The organism is Micromonospora endolithica, assembly GCF_003626595.1.
Taxonomy (GTDB): domain Bacteria; phylum Actinomycetota; class Actinomycetes; order Mycobacteriales; family Micromonosporaceae; genus Micromonospora; species Micromonospora endolithica.
In genome coordinates, this window is record NZ_RBAK01000005.1 from 97708 (window position 1) to 110622 (window position 12915).

General features: G+C 73.5%; 15 protein-coding genes. 4 read left to right on the plus strand and 11 right to left on the minus strand.

Annotation, left to right across the window (positions count from 1 at the left end):
* Positions 1-45: 45 nt before the first annotated feature.
* The 5 genes from D7223_RS14870 to D7223_RS14890 form a co-directional block, all read right to left on the minus strand.
* Complete coding sequence (locus D7223_RS14870; RefSeq protein ID WP_120728992.1) at positions 46-636, minus strand: hypothetical protein; 591 nt, start codon at positions 634-636, stop codon at positions 46-48.
* Between the two features lie 61 nt (positions 637-697).
* The gene (locus tag D7223_RS14875; RefSeq protein ID WP_120728993.1) at positions 698-2173 is read right to left on the minus strand and encodes a sensor histidine kinase; all 1476 of its coding nucleotides are present in this window, start codon (positions 2171-2173) and stop codon (positions 698-700) included.
* Positions 2166-2858, minus strand: a complete 693-nt coding sequence (locus D7223_RS14880; protein ID WP_120728994.1) for a response regulator transcription factor — start codon at positions 2856-2858, stop codon at positions 2166-2168. Before D7223_RS14880 ends, D7223_RS14875 begins: the two co-directional genes overlap by 8 nt.
* A gap of 69 nt (positions 2859-2927) precedes the next feature.
* A complete protein-coding gene (locus tag D7223_RS14885) occupies positions 2928-3440 on the minus strand; it encodes a hypothetical protein (protein WP_120728995.1) in 513 nt (170 codons plus the stop codon).
* 134 nt (positions 3441-3574) lie between these two features.
* On the minus strand, positions 3575-4747 hold the full coding sequence (locus tag D7223_RS14890) for a thiolase family protein (RefSeq protein WP_120728996.1): 1173 nt from the start codon (positions 4745-4747) through the stop codon (positions 3575-3577).
* 89 nt (positions 4748-4836) lie between these two features.
* Between D7223_RS14890 and D7223_RS14895 the strand changes: the two genes are divergently transcribed.
* Positions 4837-5265 (plus strand): PH domain-containing protein, encoded by a 429-nt coding sequence (locus tag D7223_RS14895; RefSeq protein WP_120728997.1) that lies wholly within the window; start codon positions 4837-4839, stop codon positions 5263-5265.
* A gap of 20 nt (positions 5266-5285) precedes the next feature.
* Here D7223_RS14895 and D7223_RS14900 read toward each other — a convergent pair whose 3' ends face one another.
* Together D7223_RS14900 and D7223_RS14905 are read right to left on the minus strand one after the other, a co-directional pair.
* Positions 5286-6203 (minus strand): rhomboid family intramembrane serine protease, encoded by a 918-nt coding sequence (locus tag D7223_RS14900; protein ID WP_120728998.1) that lies wholly within the window; start codon positions 6201-6203, stop codon positions 5286-5288.
* Between the two features lie 57 nt (positions 6204-6260).
* On the minus strand, positions 6261-6791 hold the full coding sequence (locus D7223_RS14905; protein WP_120728999.1) for a peptidylprolyl isomerase: 531 nt from the start codon (positions 6789-6791) through the stop codon (positions 6261-6263).
* Positions 6792-6875: 84 nt separating this feature from the next.
* On the opposite strand from D7223_RS14905, the gene D7223_RS14910 reads away from it, so the two are divergent.
* Entirely contained in the window at positions 6876-7706 is an 831-nt protein-coding gene (locus tag D7223_RS14910) for a hypothetical protein (protein ID WP_120729000.1), read from the plus strand.
* Between the two features lie 176 nt (positions 7707-7882).
* On the opposite strand, the gene corA is transcribed toward D7223_RS14910, so the two are convergent.
* The 4 genes from corA to D7223_RS14930 all read right to left on the minus strand — a co-directional run bounded on the left by corA (position 7883) and on the right by D7223_RS14930 (position 11507).
* Positions 7883-9025: a magnesium/cobalt transporter CorA gene (gene corA / locus D7223_RS14915; RefSeq protein WP_120729001.1), complete on the minus strand. Its 1143-nt coding sequence runs from the start codon at positions 9023-9025 to the stop codon at positions 7883-7885.
* A gap of 357 nt (positions 9026-9382) precedes the next feature.
* Positions 9383-10522 (minus strand): aminotransferase-like domain-containing protein, encoded by a 1140-nt coding sequence (locus D7223_RS14920; protein ID WP_272948698.1) that lies wholly within the window; start codon positions 10520-10522, stop codon positions 9383-9385.
* Positions 10523-10583: 61 nt separating this feature from the next.
* Positions 10584-11042, minus strand: coding sequence for an ester cyclase (locus tag D7223_RS14925; RefSeq protein WP_120729264.1), 459 nt, complete (start codon positions 11040-11042; stop codon positions 10584-10586).
* Between the two features lie 66 nt (positions 11043-11108).
* Positions 11109-11507 carry a CBS domain-containing protein gene (locus D7223_RS14930; protein ID WP_120729002.1) on the minus strand — a complete coding sequence of 133 codons (399 nt, stop codon included), beginning with the start codon at positions 11505-11507 and terminating at the stop codon, positions 11109-11111.
* Positions 11508-11645: 138 nt separating this feature from the next.
* Here D7223_RS14930 and D7223_RS14935 point away from each other — a divergent pair, with 138 nt between their 5' ends.
* Complete coding sequence (locus D7223_RS14935; protein ID WP_120729003.1) at positions 11646-12095, plus strand: NUDIX hydrolase; 450 nt, start codon at positions 11646-11648, stop codon at positions 12093-12095.
* A complete protein-coding gene (locus D7223_RS14940) occupies positions 12092-12856 on the plus strand; it encodes a hypothetical protein (protein WP_120729004.1) in 765 nt (254 codons plus the stop codon). The genes D7223_RS14935 and D7223_RS14940 overlap by 4 nt, the downstream gene beginning before the upstream one ends.
* Positions 12857-12915: the final 59 nt, after the last annotated feature.

The following is a 12915-nucleotide window of genomic DNA, read 5'->3' on the forward strand; positions in this document are numbered from 1 at the left end:
CCCCGGTACAACGCCAGGCGTTAACCGGGGGCCCTTCCTTACTCCCTACTTGCCGCGGGGGAGGACGATCAGGCGGGCCACGCCGTTCTCGCCCTCCTTGGCGCCCGCGACACCGAGCACGCTGCCGACCTCGACCGCCTCGGGCTGCACCGTGCGACGGCGCTCCAGCACCCGCAGCTCCGGGCCGAACGTCCAGGTCATCGTGAAGCCGTCGGTGGACTTCACGGTCATCTTCTGACCGTCGATCGCGGTGACCTCGCCGCGCTGCACCGCGACGGTCTTCGTGCCACCCTCCTTGGTCTGGACCACGACCTCCCCGTGCAGGGTGTTCTTCCGCAGCAGCACCCGCGCCTGGCGGCGCTTGCGCCACTCCTCGCCACGCTCGCCGCGACCCGGCCGGGCCTCGGTGGACGACGGGGACGGCGACGCCGCCGGCGCGGCGACGTTCAGCACGTCCAGTTCGGCCGCGTCGAAGCCCATCGCGGCGAGCGCCTGACCCTCGGTGCCCATCGCGGCGGTGACCTCCACCGCCGGCTCCGGCGCCGGCCCACCGACCGCACCGACCGCACCGCAGCCGGTCAGGCCCAGCGTGACCGCCGCGAGCAGTGTGGTGCCGGCCAATCCCCAACGTGCCATGACTCTCCCTCTCGTCGCGTCGACCGTGGCACCAGCCTGCCGGCCGCCGACCAGCGGAGCGTCAGGCCGATGTTCGGGTCGGGTAAGGATCCGGCGGCAGGCGGACGGTGATCGCCGCCCCGCCCTCCGGCGCGTGCCCGGCGGCGATCTCGCCACCGAGCCGCCGGACCAGGCCGGCGGCGAGTGCCAGACCCAGCCCGCTGCCCACCTTGCGCACCCCCCGGTACCGCTGGTGCAGCGCACCACGCTCGAACGCCACCGCCAGGTCGTCGTCGGTGAAACCCGGTCCGCCGTCGCGGACCTCCACCACGCCGCCGGCCGCCGGGTCCGCGCCGGCCGCCCGGACCGCGAGCACGATCGGCGCCCCCGGGGGTACGACCCGCAGCGCGTTCTCCAGCAGCCCGTCAACCACCTGCCGGATCCGACCCGGATCGGTGTACGCGGGCACCGGCCGGTCCGGGACCTCGACGCGGAACGGCACGCCCACGGCGGCGCACCGCCCGGCCCAGGTGGGTTCCGCGTCGGCGGCCAGCCGGGCCAGGTCCACCGGTACCGGTTCCAGCGGGAAGTCGGCCGCCTCCAGCCGGGCCAGCGCCAACAGGTCGCTGACCAACCGGTCCAGGTGCTCGGCCTCGGCGAGCATGGTGCGGCCGGTGGCCGGAACGTCCGCGCTGCCGATCACTCCGTCGGCGAGCGCCTCCGCGTATCCCCGCACCGCCGTCAACGGGGTGCGCAACTCGTGCGACACGGACAGCAGGAACTCCCGCTGCCGCCCCTCGCTGGTCGCCAGCGCCGCCGCGAGACCGTTCAGCGCGTACGCCAGATCGGCCACCTCGTCCGGCGGCTCCACCGGCACCCGTACCGTGCGGTCGCCGGCCCGCAGCCGGGCGGCGGCGGTCGCCGCGACCCGGATCGGCCGGGCCAGCCGGCGGGCGAGGAGCAGCCCGGCCACCACCCCGGCGGCCAGTCCGGCCAGCAGCGGCAGCCACAGGCTGAGCGCCACCTGACGCCACAGGTCGCCGGAGAGCGGGCGGGTCAGCACCAGCCCGTCCCCGCCGGGCAGCGGCCGCCCCTCGATCAGGGTGCGCCGGCCGTCCAGCGGCCGGCGGGTGGACACGCCACGCCCCTCGGCGATCCGCTGCACCAACCGGGGCGGCAGGCCCGGCCGGTCCGCCTTCCCGTTCCGGATCAGGTAGGCACCGATGCCCTGGGCCCGCAACTGCCGCAGCAGTCGTTCCTCGTCCGCGGTCCTGGTCGTGTCCAGTCGGGGCCGCAGCACCTCGGCGGCGAGCCGGGACTGGGCGGCCAGCGCCTCGGCGTCGCGGCGCTCCACCCCGCGGATCGCCAGGGGCACCGCGACCAGCGCGGTGACCAGCACCGACACCAGGGCGACCGCGCAGGTGACGAGCACCGCGCGGGCGGTCAGCGTACGGCCGAGGCGGGGGCGTCGCGGCGGCACCGGCCCGGACCCGAGCACCGGCAGCGCGACGGTCGGCTGCTCCCGCCGGCTCGGGCCGGCGCCGGTCCGGTCAACCATCGGCGGCGTACCCGACGCCCCGGTGGGTGCGGATCGGGCTGGTCGGCCCGAGTTTCGCGCGGACCTGGGCGACGTGCACGTCCACCGTGCGGGTGCCGGCGTGCGCCGCGTAGCCCCACACGCCGGCCAGCAGTTCCTCCCTGGTGAACACCCGGCCGGGTCGGGCCATCAGGTGTGCCAGCAGGTCGAACTCGGTGGAGGTGAGTTGTACCGGCGCTCCGGCGGCGGTCACCGTACGCCTTCCCGGGTCGAGGGTGACCGCGCCGACGACCCGGGGCCGCTCGGCGCCCTCGGGCGGCCCGGCGGTGCGGCGCAGCACCGCCCGGACCCGCGCGACCAGTTCCCGGGGGCTGAACGGCTTGGTCACGTAGTCGTCCGCGCCGAGTTCCAGGCCGACGATCCGGTCCACCTCGTCGTCGCGGGCGGTGAGGAAGATGACCGGCGTCCAGTCACCCGCCTCGCGCAGCCGCCGGCAGATCTCGGTACCGGCCATCCCGGGCAGCGCGATGTCCAGCACGCAGGCCACCGGGCGCAGCCGCCGCGCGGCGGCCAGCCCGTTCGCGCCGTCCCGTTCCAGGTGTACGCCGAAGCCGTCCCGGCTCAGGTAGAGCCGGACCAGGTCGGCGATGGCCGGCTCGTCCTCGACCACGAGAACGAGGCCGCGGGCCGGAGCGTCGGCGGTCACCGGCCCATGATGGCCGACCCGGGGGGCGGCGGAACGTCCGGACCGTGTTCGGGTTCGGTAAGGAACCGGTCAGCGGACCACGGCCGGCCGCAACGACGTCGGTCGCGGGGCGGCCGAGGCGGCGGCGATGCTGGCCACCAGCCGCTCCCGAGGCGCCCGCAGGCGGGTCCGGAAGGCGTGGTTGAGCAGGGCGTCCAACTGCCACACCTGCTTCGGGTGCCGGGTGCGGATGAGGAACCGCTCGCGGATCCCGTCGATGGCGGTGGCGGCCAGCTCGACCGCCTGGAGTCGGGGGTCCGGGCTCCACGTGACGTTGCTCAGTTCCCGCAGCTCGGTGTTGAGGTGCAGGCGCAGCCGGTGCAGCACCCGGGTCTGCTGGGTGACCACGAGGCAGCGGTGGGTGAGCAGCAGGAGATATTCGCCGGCGGCCGGCCGGTCGGGACGGCTGCACCGACTGACCAGGATCGTCGCGTCGCCGGAGCCGACACAGCGTCGGAACACCGGCATGTGCCGGGTGGCGGTCTGCACCGCGAGACCGGCCTCGGTCGCGGCCGGAAGGAACGTTCGGGAGAAGACGTCCATACTCGGCCCAACGAACGGTGACCGGGGGTGACGCGGGTCACGCCGGAGATTTGGAACTTCCACCGGCACGGTCGCACCCGCTGTGCGACGTCCGGATCAGCCCGGCGACGGCTCCGTGCGACGCGGGGTTGATGTCAGAGGAGTTCGAGGATGGTGGCGTTGGCCATGCCGCCGCCCTCGCACATGGTCTGGAGGCCGTAGCGGATGCCGTTGTCGCGCATGTGGCCGAGCATCGTGGTCATGATGCGGGCACCGGAGCCGCCGAGGGGGTGGCCGAGGGCGATCGCACCGCCGCGCGGGTTCAGCCGCTCCGGGTCCGCCTCGGTCTCCGCCAGCCAGGCCAGCGGCACCGGGGCGAACGCCTCGTTCACCTCGTACACCCCGATCTCCTCGATGCCCAGCCCCGCGCGGCGCAGCGCCTTCGCGGTGGCCGGGATCGGCGCGGTGAGCATGGCGACCGGATCGTCGGCCGCGACGACAGCGGTGTGGACGCGGGCCAGCGGGCGCAGGCCGTGCCGGCTGGCCCACTCGCTGGTGGTGACCGCCAGGGCCGCCGCGCCGTCGGAGATCTGCGAGGCCGAGCCGGCGGTGACCACGCCGTCCGGGCGGAACGGGGTGGGCAGCTCGCCCAGCTTCGACAGGGAGGTGTCCCGCCGGATGCCCTCGTCGGCGGCGAACTTCGCGCCATCGGCCAGGGCGACCGGGGCGATCTCGGCCTCGAAGGCGCCGGCGTCCTGCGCGGCGGCGGCCTTCTCGTGGCTGGCCAGGGCGAACTCGTCGAGCTGGGCACGGGAGAACCGCCAGCGCTCGGCGATCAGCTCGGCGCCGACGCCCTGGTTGAACGGCAGCGCCGAGTCCTGCGCGACGCCCGCCACACCCCGGTAGCGCTCCAGGATCGCCTCGCTGAACGGCAGGCCGCCGCCGACGCTGGAACCCATCGGCACCCGGGTCATCGACTCGACGCCCCCGGCCACCACCAGCTCCGCCTGGCCGGACGCGACGGCCGCCGCGGCGAAGTGCACCGACTGCTGGCTGGACCCGCACTGCCGGTCGATCGTGGTGCCCGGCACCGACTCCGGCCACCCGGCGGCGAGCACCCCGTTGCGGGCGATGTTCCACGACTGCTCGCCGACCTGGGAGACACACCCCCACAGCACGTCGTCGACGAGGGCGGGGTCGATGCCGGTGCGCTCGGCGAGGGCACGCAGCACGTGCGCCGACAGGTCGACCGGGTGCACGCCGGCCAGGCTGCCCTTGCGCCGCCCCACCGGGGTGCGTACGGCGCCGACGATGACTGCGTCACTCATGACTACTCCCCGGTAACCTCGGCTGGCTCCGATCGTACGTCCTCGGTGCGGTGGTCGTCCGCCCCCGGGTCCGCTGGCATGCTGGACGGATGCGTCCCCTCGTGTCCCCGGGCCGGCAGTGGCGGGTCCCGGCGGTCCTGCCCGTGGCGAAGGCGGGCGGTGCGGTCGTCCTGGTCGCGGTCGGCCTGCTCTTCGCCGACGGCGACGTCGTCCAACTGGTGCTGGCCGTGCTGGCCGCGGCGATCCTGCTCGGTTGGGCCACCCGGGACGTGCTCGCCCCGGTCCGGCTCGCGGCCGACCCGGAGGGCATCACCGTGGTCCGGGGCTTCGCCGGCCGGCGACACCTGCCCTGGTCGGCGGTGGAGGCGGTCACCGTGGACCGCCGGGCCCGGCGCGGCCTCGCCGGCGAAGTGCTGGAGATCGACGCCGGCGACTCGCTGTACCTCTTCGGCCGCATCGACCTGGGTGCCGACCCGGTCGAGGTGGCCGAGGCGCTGCACGCGATCCGCCCGGACTGACCCACCGCCGCCGTTGTCGGTCAGCCGCCGAGCAGCACGGCGGTGCGGACCAACGCGATGCCGAGCAACGCCACCAGCAGGACCGCGCCGCCGGCGGCCTGCACCAGTGTCCGCCGCGACCGCGGGGCGTACGCCAGCACCAGCGCCATCAGCCCGCCGACCACCAGGCCACCGAGGTGGCCGGGGACCGAGATGCCGGGCACGGTGAACGTGAAGATCAGGTTGATCACCAGGATCGGGATGATCTGCGAGATGTCCCGCCCCATCCGGCGCTCGATGATGATCAGCGCGGCGAACAGGCCGAAGACCGCGGTGGACGCGCCGGCGGTGGGCCGGTTCTGCTCGGTGAAGACGTACGCGGCCACGTTCCCGCCCAGCCCGGAGAGCAGGTAGAGCGCACCGAAGCGCAGCGGACCGAGTTGCGCCTCCAGCGACCGGCCGAGCACCCAGAGCGCCCACATGTTCAACAGCAGGTGCAGCACGCCGTAGTGCAGGAACATCGCGGTGACCAGGCGGTACCACTGACCCTCGGCGATCCCGCCGATCGTGCCGTCGGGGAAGATCGCGGCACCGAGCACCGCACCCCAGTCGGTCAGCGGGGTGCTGCCGCCGAGCAGCCCGCCGAAGCCGGTGCCGCCGACCACCGCGTCGCCGTTGCGGTCCGACGCGATGGAGGCCAGCATCACCAGCACGTTGATCGCGATCAGCGCCTTGGTCACCAGGCCACGCCGACCGGCGGCACCGCCCCCGAAGGCGGTACGCGCCGGTCGTACGCTGCGGCGACCCTCCTCGACACACTCCGGGCACTGGAACCCGACCGAGGCGTCCCGCATGCAGTCCGGGCAGATCGGACGGTCGCAGCGCGTGCAGCGCACGTACGTCTCCCGGCCGGGGTGCCGGTAGCAGACCGGCGTGGTCGTCGGCGGGGACTCGCTCACCGGAGGCTCCAGGTGCCCGGGCGCTCAGTCATGCGAGCAAAGGTACCTCGCGGTGGGTCAGGCGGCCCCGCGCTCGATCTCGACCCGCTCGATCACCACGTCCTGCAGCGGCCGGTCGTTCGGGCCGGTCGGGGTGTTGGCGATCGAGTCGACGACCTTCACCGACTGCTCGTCGGCGACCTGACCGAAGATGGTGTGCCGGTTGTTCAGGTGCGGGGTCGGCGACACGGTGATGAAGAACTGCGACCCGTTGGTACCCGGGCCGGCGTTCGCCATCGCCAGCAGGTACGGCCGGTCGAAGCGCAGCTCGGGGTGAAACTCGTCACCGAACTTGTAGCCCGGGCCACCCCGACCGGTGCCGGTCGGGTCACCCATCTGGACCATGAAGCCGCTGATGACGCGGTGCGAGATCGTGCCGTCGTAGTACGGCCCGCTGCCCGGCTGGCCGGTCCGCGGGTCGGTGTACTGGGCGGTGCCCTCGGCGAGCTCCACGAAGTTGCGGACGGTCTTCGGGGCGTGGTTCGGGAAGAGCTCCAGCCGGATCGGGCCGGCGTTGGTGTGCAGGGTGGCGTAGACAGCCTCGGCCACGGGTACTCCTCACTCGTTGGTCAGTTCCATGCGGATCCTCCCATGTGCCCGATCTGGCAGTGCGGAGGCATCCGAAGGTGGAGGATGACGAAGGAACAACTCCCAGGAGGTGGGACCGTGTTTGGAATCGGGCGGCGCAAGACCCAGGGGCAGCTCGCGAAGGCCGAGCTCAACCAGGGCATCGGCCACCTGCGGCAGGCCGCGACGCACGCGGCCAAGGGCGCCGGCGCCACGGTCGGCCCGCGGGTCCAGGCGGCCCGCGGTGCGGTCGCGCCGACCGCCGGACTGGTGCGGGACCGGGCGTCGAGCGGCTTCGCCACGACGGTCGCGGCACTCGCGCCGGTGGCCCTCGCGGTGCGGAACGCCCAGGCCGATGCGGCGGGCAAGGCCGTCGCCGGCCGGAAGATCGCCTCCGCCAAGCAGGCCGCGGTGGCCAGGAAGGTCAAGACGAAGAACATGAAGGCGAAGAAGAAGTCGAAGCGCGGCGGGTCCATGATGACCGGTCTGCTGGCGGCCGGCGTGGTCGCCGGCGTGGCCGGCGCGGTGGCCATGCGTCGCCGGCGGGAGCAGCAGGAGTGGGCCGAGTACGACCCGACCCGCACCCTGGAGCCGATGCGCGACGAGGTGGAGACGCTGGAGGTCCGCACCACGGGCCGGGGCGACGCCCCGGTGACCGACGCCTCCACCCTGTCCAGCTCCTCCGGCGTCGCCGGTGGCCCGACCGGCGCCGGCAGCTCGGCGGTGGCCGGCGGTTCGAGCGCCTCCACCACCACCCCCGGCAAGCAGCCCACCGTCCACGCCACCGACAAGGTGCCGTCGGTCGCAAAGGGCGCCACCGACGTCTCCGGCCGCCCGGCCGACGACCTGTCCAAGGCGCTCGGCAAGGACACCGCCCGCACCAACGGACGCCGCTGACCCCAGGGTCAGCTCCGGGGGCGGGGCGGGGGATCTCCCCCGCCCCGCCCCCCCTTCCCCCGCCCCCTCGACCGCGATCTTGCACTTTGTGTCGGCGTGAATGGTGTAGATGCCGCATAACGACGACCGAAAGTGCAAGATCGCGGGAAGCGGGGTGGGGGCGGGGGCGGGGGCGATTACAGCCAGCCGTTGCGGCGGAACCAGCGGTACAGGGTGAACGAGGACGCGAGCATGACGGCCCACACCCCCGGGTAGCCGTACGTCCACTTCAGCTCGGGCATGTTGTCGAAGTTCATGCCGTAGATGCCGGCGATGGCGGTCCACACCGCGGCGATGGCGGCCCAGGCCGCGATCTTGCGCATGTCGTTGTTCTGGTCGACCGTCACCTGGGCCAGCCGGGCCTGGAGGATCGAGTTGAGCAGGTCGTCGTAGGAGTTGACCTGCTCGACGGTCCGGCTCAGGTGGTCCTGCACGTCGCGGAAGTAGCGACGGATCTCCTTCGGCACGTCCCGGTTGGTCTGCGCGGTGAGCGTCAGCAGCGGGCGTTGCAGCGGCACCACCGCGCGCTTGAACTCCACCAGCTCCCGCTTCATCTGGTAGATCCGCTGGATGCGGTGGCCGCTCTGCCGGTCGAACACGTCGACCTCCAGCGCGTCGAGGTCGTCCTCCAACTGGTCGGCGACCTCCAGATAGAGGTCGACCACCCGGTCGGTCACCGCGTACGCCACCGCCCAGGGGCCGTGCAGCAGCAGTTCACCCTTCGCCTCCAGGTCCGCCCGGACCGGCGCGAGCCGGCAGGCGTCGCCGTGCCGGACGCTGATCAGGAAGTTCGGCCCGATGAAGAGCATCACCTGACCGGTCTCGACCACCTCGGAGGTCTCGGTCAGCTCCGCGTGCGGGCAGTAGCGGGCGGTACGCAGCACCAGGAAGCTGACGTCGCCGAACTGTTCGAGCTTGGGCCGCTGCTCGGCCTTGACCGCGTCCTCGACGGCCAGCTCGTGTAGGCCGTAGGTGGCGGCGATGGCGGACATCTCGTCGAGTTCCGGCTCGTGCAGGCCGAGCCAGACGAAGCCGTCGTCCCGCCGGGCCGCGGCCAGCGCGTCGGCGTAGTTCCAGTCGCCGGGCTGCCGGCGGCCGTCGACGTAGAGCGCGCAGTCGACCACCGCCGCCCGCCGGGGACCGGCCGGTTCCGGGGTGTGCTGGGAGCCGTCGGCGTTGAACCGGCGGGTCATCGCCCGCACCGGCGCCGTCCAGGCAGCCGGCCTGAGCACCCGCCCGCCCGGCAGCACCGTCCGCCCCCGCTGGGTCCGGTCCGCCATCGCGACCCCCTTCCGCGTTGCGTCGCGCGTTGCAGGGTACGCCGCCGTGACGCTCACCGCGTGTGACAGTGAACGGAGGGGGTGGCGCCGGGCGGACCGGGTCGTGTTCGGGGGTGAGGGGACGACACGGCCCGCCCGGCGCCCTGTGGGGGCGGGGGTTGATGCTGCTCGCGCCGCACCACCTGCCGCCGGCCGGGCCAGCGGGGTCGGACCCGCCCGCCGGCCCGCGGAGCCGTCCGGCGAGTGAGTTGCGCTACAGGTGGTGAGGGACGCTCGCAGCATTGTGGGCCGCCGGCCGCTCCGGCGGGAGTCCCGGAGCGGCCGTTAGCGTTCTACTGTCGGAAACCCGACAAAAACTCATCCTCGTACGGCGGCCAGCGCCTCCGCGAGGCGCCGGACGCCCTCGTCGATCCGGTCGGCGGTCACCGCCGAGTAGGCCAGCCGCAGCGCGTGTCGCCCGCCGTCGACCACGAAGTCGCTGCCCTTCACCACCGCGACACCGCGCTCGGCGGCGGCCGGGGCGAGCACGTCCACGTCCACGTCCTCCGGCAGCTCGATCCAGAGGAAGTAACCCCCGTCCGGCTCCACGAACCGGGCCTCCGGGATGTGCCGGCGCAACGACTCGGCGAGCACCCCGGCCCGCTCGCCGAGCGCCCGGCAGACCGTGTCGATCGAGCGGTCGATGTCGCCGGAGACGCAGAACTGGTGCACGATCGCCTGGGACACCATGCCCGGCGAGATGTAGAGGCTGGTCGCCTTCTTCGCGATGTCGGCGATCAGGTCGGCCGGGCCGACCAGGTAGCCCACCCGCACGCCGGGACACACCGTCTTGGTGAAACTGGAGGCGTGCACCACCACGCCCCGGGTGTCCAGCGACAGCATCGACGGCAACGCCTCGCCCCGGAACCGGATGTCGGCGTACGGGTCGTCCTCGAAGATCGTGAAGTCGTACTCGGCAGCGAGGTCGAGCAGCTCGCGCCGCTTCTCCAGGCTCAGCGTCACGCCGGCCGGGTTCTGGTAGTTCGGGATGATGTGCGCCAGCCGGGGACGCACCCCGGACTCCAGCACCTTGCGCAGCTCGGCGGTGTCGAGCCCGTCCGGCTGGATCGAGATGCCGTGCAGCTCGCTGCCCATCCGCTGAAGGTTGAGCAGGGTCCGGTCGTAGGTCGGGCGCTCCACCACCACCGCGTCGCCGGGGCGTACCAGGTGGTCGAAGAGGAAGGCGTCGGCCTGCAACGAGCCGTTGGTGACCAGCACCTGATCGGCCTCGACCCCGTGCTTCTCGGCGATCCACCTCCGCAGCGGGAGGTAGCCGACGGAGGTGCCGTATGCCGTCACCCCGGCCGGATCGGTGTCGAACGCGCGGACGGCGGCGGCCTTGAGCCCCTCGACATCGACGATGTCCAACGAGGGAGCCCCACGGGCGAAGGAGATCAGCTGCTCGGCGGTCATGGCTTCGAAGCGTACGGAAGCCGACGGGGTGCGTGCGGTCGGCACGGCGATGTCCGCATCCTGAGCCACCGGGTCGGGTGACCCACGCCGCCCGGACGGCGGCAGATCAGACCGGAAGGCCGAGCGGGTCGTGCTGCGCCTCCCGGGACAGCCCGTCCAGGTGCACGCCGAGGGCGGCCATCAACTGCCCCCAGTCGAAGTAGGACCGCCAGGCCGTGATCAGCCCCCGGCGGACCCGCACCACGTCCGCCACGTCCCAGCTGACCGTCCGCATGGTCGGCGACACCGTGCCGAACGGGGTGTGCAGGACACCGGTGTGGGTGCCGGTCAGCCGCACCTCGACCGCCGCCCCGCCGGCCGTCTGCACCGCGCCGGTGCGGTCCACGTAGAGATCCGGGAAGGCCCCGGTCCAGGTCCGCAGCAGGGCCGGCAGCTCGATCGGTCGCACCGTGACACCGGGCATCGAATAGAAGGCGTCCGGCGCGTACAGCTCCGGCAACCGGGCCACGTCCCGCCGCAGGAGCATGGCGTACTGCTGCTCGACCAGCCGGTCCGCTCCACGCATGGCGACCTCCCCCACGGCCGCGGTCGTTCCGCGCCCGCAGGGGATCCTTACCCGTCGATCGGCCGGTCAACCTCCCGCGGTGGGGACCATCCGGCTGCGCGACCAGACCCGCATGATGTCCCGGACCGAGATGACCCCGGCCACCTCACGGCCGTCGAGGACCACCAGGTGCCGGAATCCGCCCCGGGCCATGGCGGCGGCCGCCTCCTCCACCGTCCACTCCGGCCCGGCGTAGACGACGTCCCACGTCAGGTGGGCTCCGGTCCGTTCGACGTCGCAGTCCAACCCGGCGCCGATCGCGTTGAGTACGTCCCGTTCGGTCATGATCCCGACCCCCTCGGAGTCCGGGTCGATCACGACGGCCGACCCGATCCCCCGGGCGGACATCATCTGGGCCGCCTGGCGGAGCGTGTGCTCCGGCCCGACGACGAGAACCTGGCTGGACATCGCTTCCCGAACCTGCATCACGCATCACCCCTTTGGGACGGTGGCACCCGGTACGGACATGGTGCGCCCGGTGTGTTTCCAGGACAAGACCGGTCACCGTTCCGGTTCGCCGACCGGCGATCGTCGCGGCGGCCCCCGGCTCGCTACTGTCGACGGGTGTCCTCCGAGCCTCTGCGCTGCGCCGGCGCCCTGATCGTCGACGACGACGGCCGCCTCTTCTTCCAGCGGCGGTCACCGGACCGGCGCCTGTTTCCCGATTGCTGGGACATCGTCGGCGGGCACCTGGAGCCGGGCGAGGACGTCCAGGAGGCGCTGCGGCGCGAGGTGGCCGAGGAGACCGGCTGGACGGTGTCGCACGTGCTCGCCCCGGTGGGTGAGTACACCTACGTCGCCGACGACGGGCTCACCCGGATCGAGAGCGACTGGCTGGTCCGGGTCGACGGCGACCTCACCCGGCCGGTCCTGGAGGCGGGCAAGCACACCGAGTACCGGTGGCTCGCCGAACGGGACCTCGACGTGCTCGACGAGCACCGGGACGTCAACGACGGCCTGATCCGGCGGATCGCGGCGGACGCCTTCGCCGCCCTGCGCTCGATCGGTCTGTGAACGACACCGTCGAGCTGGCGCCGCACCGGTTCGCCGGGCTGGTCGCCCCCGCGGTCGACCGGACGTACGCCGCCGGCCTGCTCGCCGGACACGACGGTGGCGGCGCCGAGCTGAGCCAGCGGTACGGCGGACCGGCCGCCACCGGCTTCCTGGTGGAACTGCGCACCCGGCTCGCCGCGCCCGGCGGCACGGTCGACGCCGCCGGATTCGCCGCGGCCACCCGCCACCGGGACCCGGACGCCTGCCGGCGGGCCCTGGACAAGCACGTCGCGTACGGGATGATCCACCGCCGGCCGGACGGCGGGCTGTCGGCCACCGAACGCGGCACCGCCTTCCTCACCGAGCTGTACCAGGTGCACGCCGAGGTGACCGAGGAACTGTGGGCCGGGCACGACGCCCGGGTCCGCCGGCTGGTCGAGGCGTGCGGACGGGTCCTCGCGTACGCGCTGGTGCTGGCGGACGACGACGGCGCACCGGGGGCGTTCCCGGCCCTGGCGCCGCCGCACGAACCGGACGGCACCTCGCCGGGCGTGCTGCTGCTCAACCGGCTCGCTGCCCTGCGGTTCCACCGCGCCGACGCGCACGCCGCCGCCTGGGCGGCGGCCGGGCACCGCACGGGAAGCGTCGTCGAGCTGGTGCCCGGCGCGGAACGGCTGGCCATCGAGCTGGAGACGGACCGTCGGGCGGCCGGACCGTACCGGGTACTCAGCGCCGAGGAGCGGCTGAGCGTCCTGGCCGACCTGGCCGCGCTGCCCGGCTGACCGGCTCCGCCGGGGGTGATCGGCGTTGCCGGCGGCACCGCCGACCGGCGGAGCTATCC

Excerpts from the sequence above, each read along its gene's own strand:
- D7223_RS14890 (WP_120728996.1), bottom strand. The coding sequence starts at position 4,747 with ATGAGTGACGCAGTCATCGTCGGCGCCGTACGCACCCCGGTGGGGCGG.
- D7223_RS14925 (WP_120729264.1), bottom strand. The coding sequence starts at position 11,042 with ATGCGTGGAGCGGACCGGCTGGTCGAGCAGCAGTACGCCATGCTCCTG.
- D7223_RS14895 (WP_120728997.1), top strand. The coding sequence starts at position 4,837 with ATGCGTCCCCTCGTGTCCCCGGGCCGGCAGTGGCGGGTCCCGGCGGTC.
- D7223_RS14870 (WP_120728992.1), bottom strand. The coding sequence starts at position 636 with ATGGCACGTTGGGGATTGGCCGGCACCACACTGCTCGCGGCGGTCACG.
- D7223_RS14930 (WP_120729002.1), bottom strand. The coding sequence starts at position 11,507 with ATGCAGGTTCGGGAAGCGATGTCCAGCCAGGTTCTCGTCGTCGGGCCG.
- corA (WP_120729001.1), bottom strand. The coding sequence starts at position 9,025 with ATGGCGGACCGGACCCAGCGGGGGCGGACGGTGCTGCCGGGCGGGCGG.
- D7223_RS14885 (WP_120728995.1), bottom strand. The coding sequence starts at position 3,440 with ATGGACGTCTTCTCCCGAACGTTCCTTCCGGCCGCGACCGAGGCCGGT.
- D7223_RS14910 (WP_120729000.1), top strand. The coding sequence starts at position 6,876 with ATGACGAAGGAACAACTCCCAGGAGGTGGGACCGTGTTTGGAATCGGG.
- D7223_RS14875 (WP_120728993.1), bottom strand. The coding sequence starts at position 2,173 with ATGGTTGACCGGACCGGCGCCGGCCCGAGCCGGCGGGAGCAGCCGACC.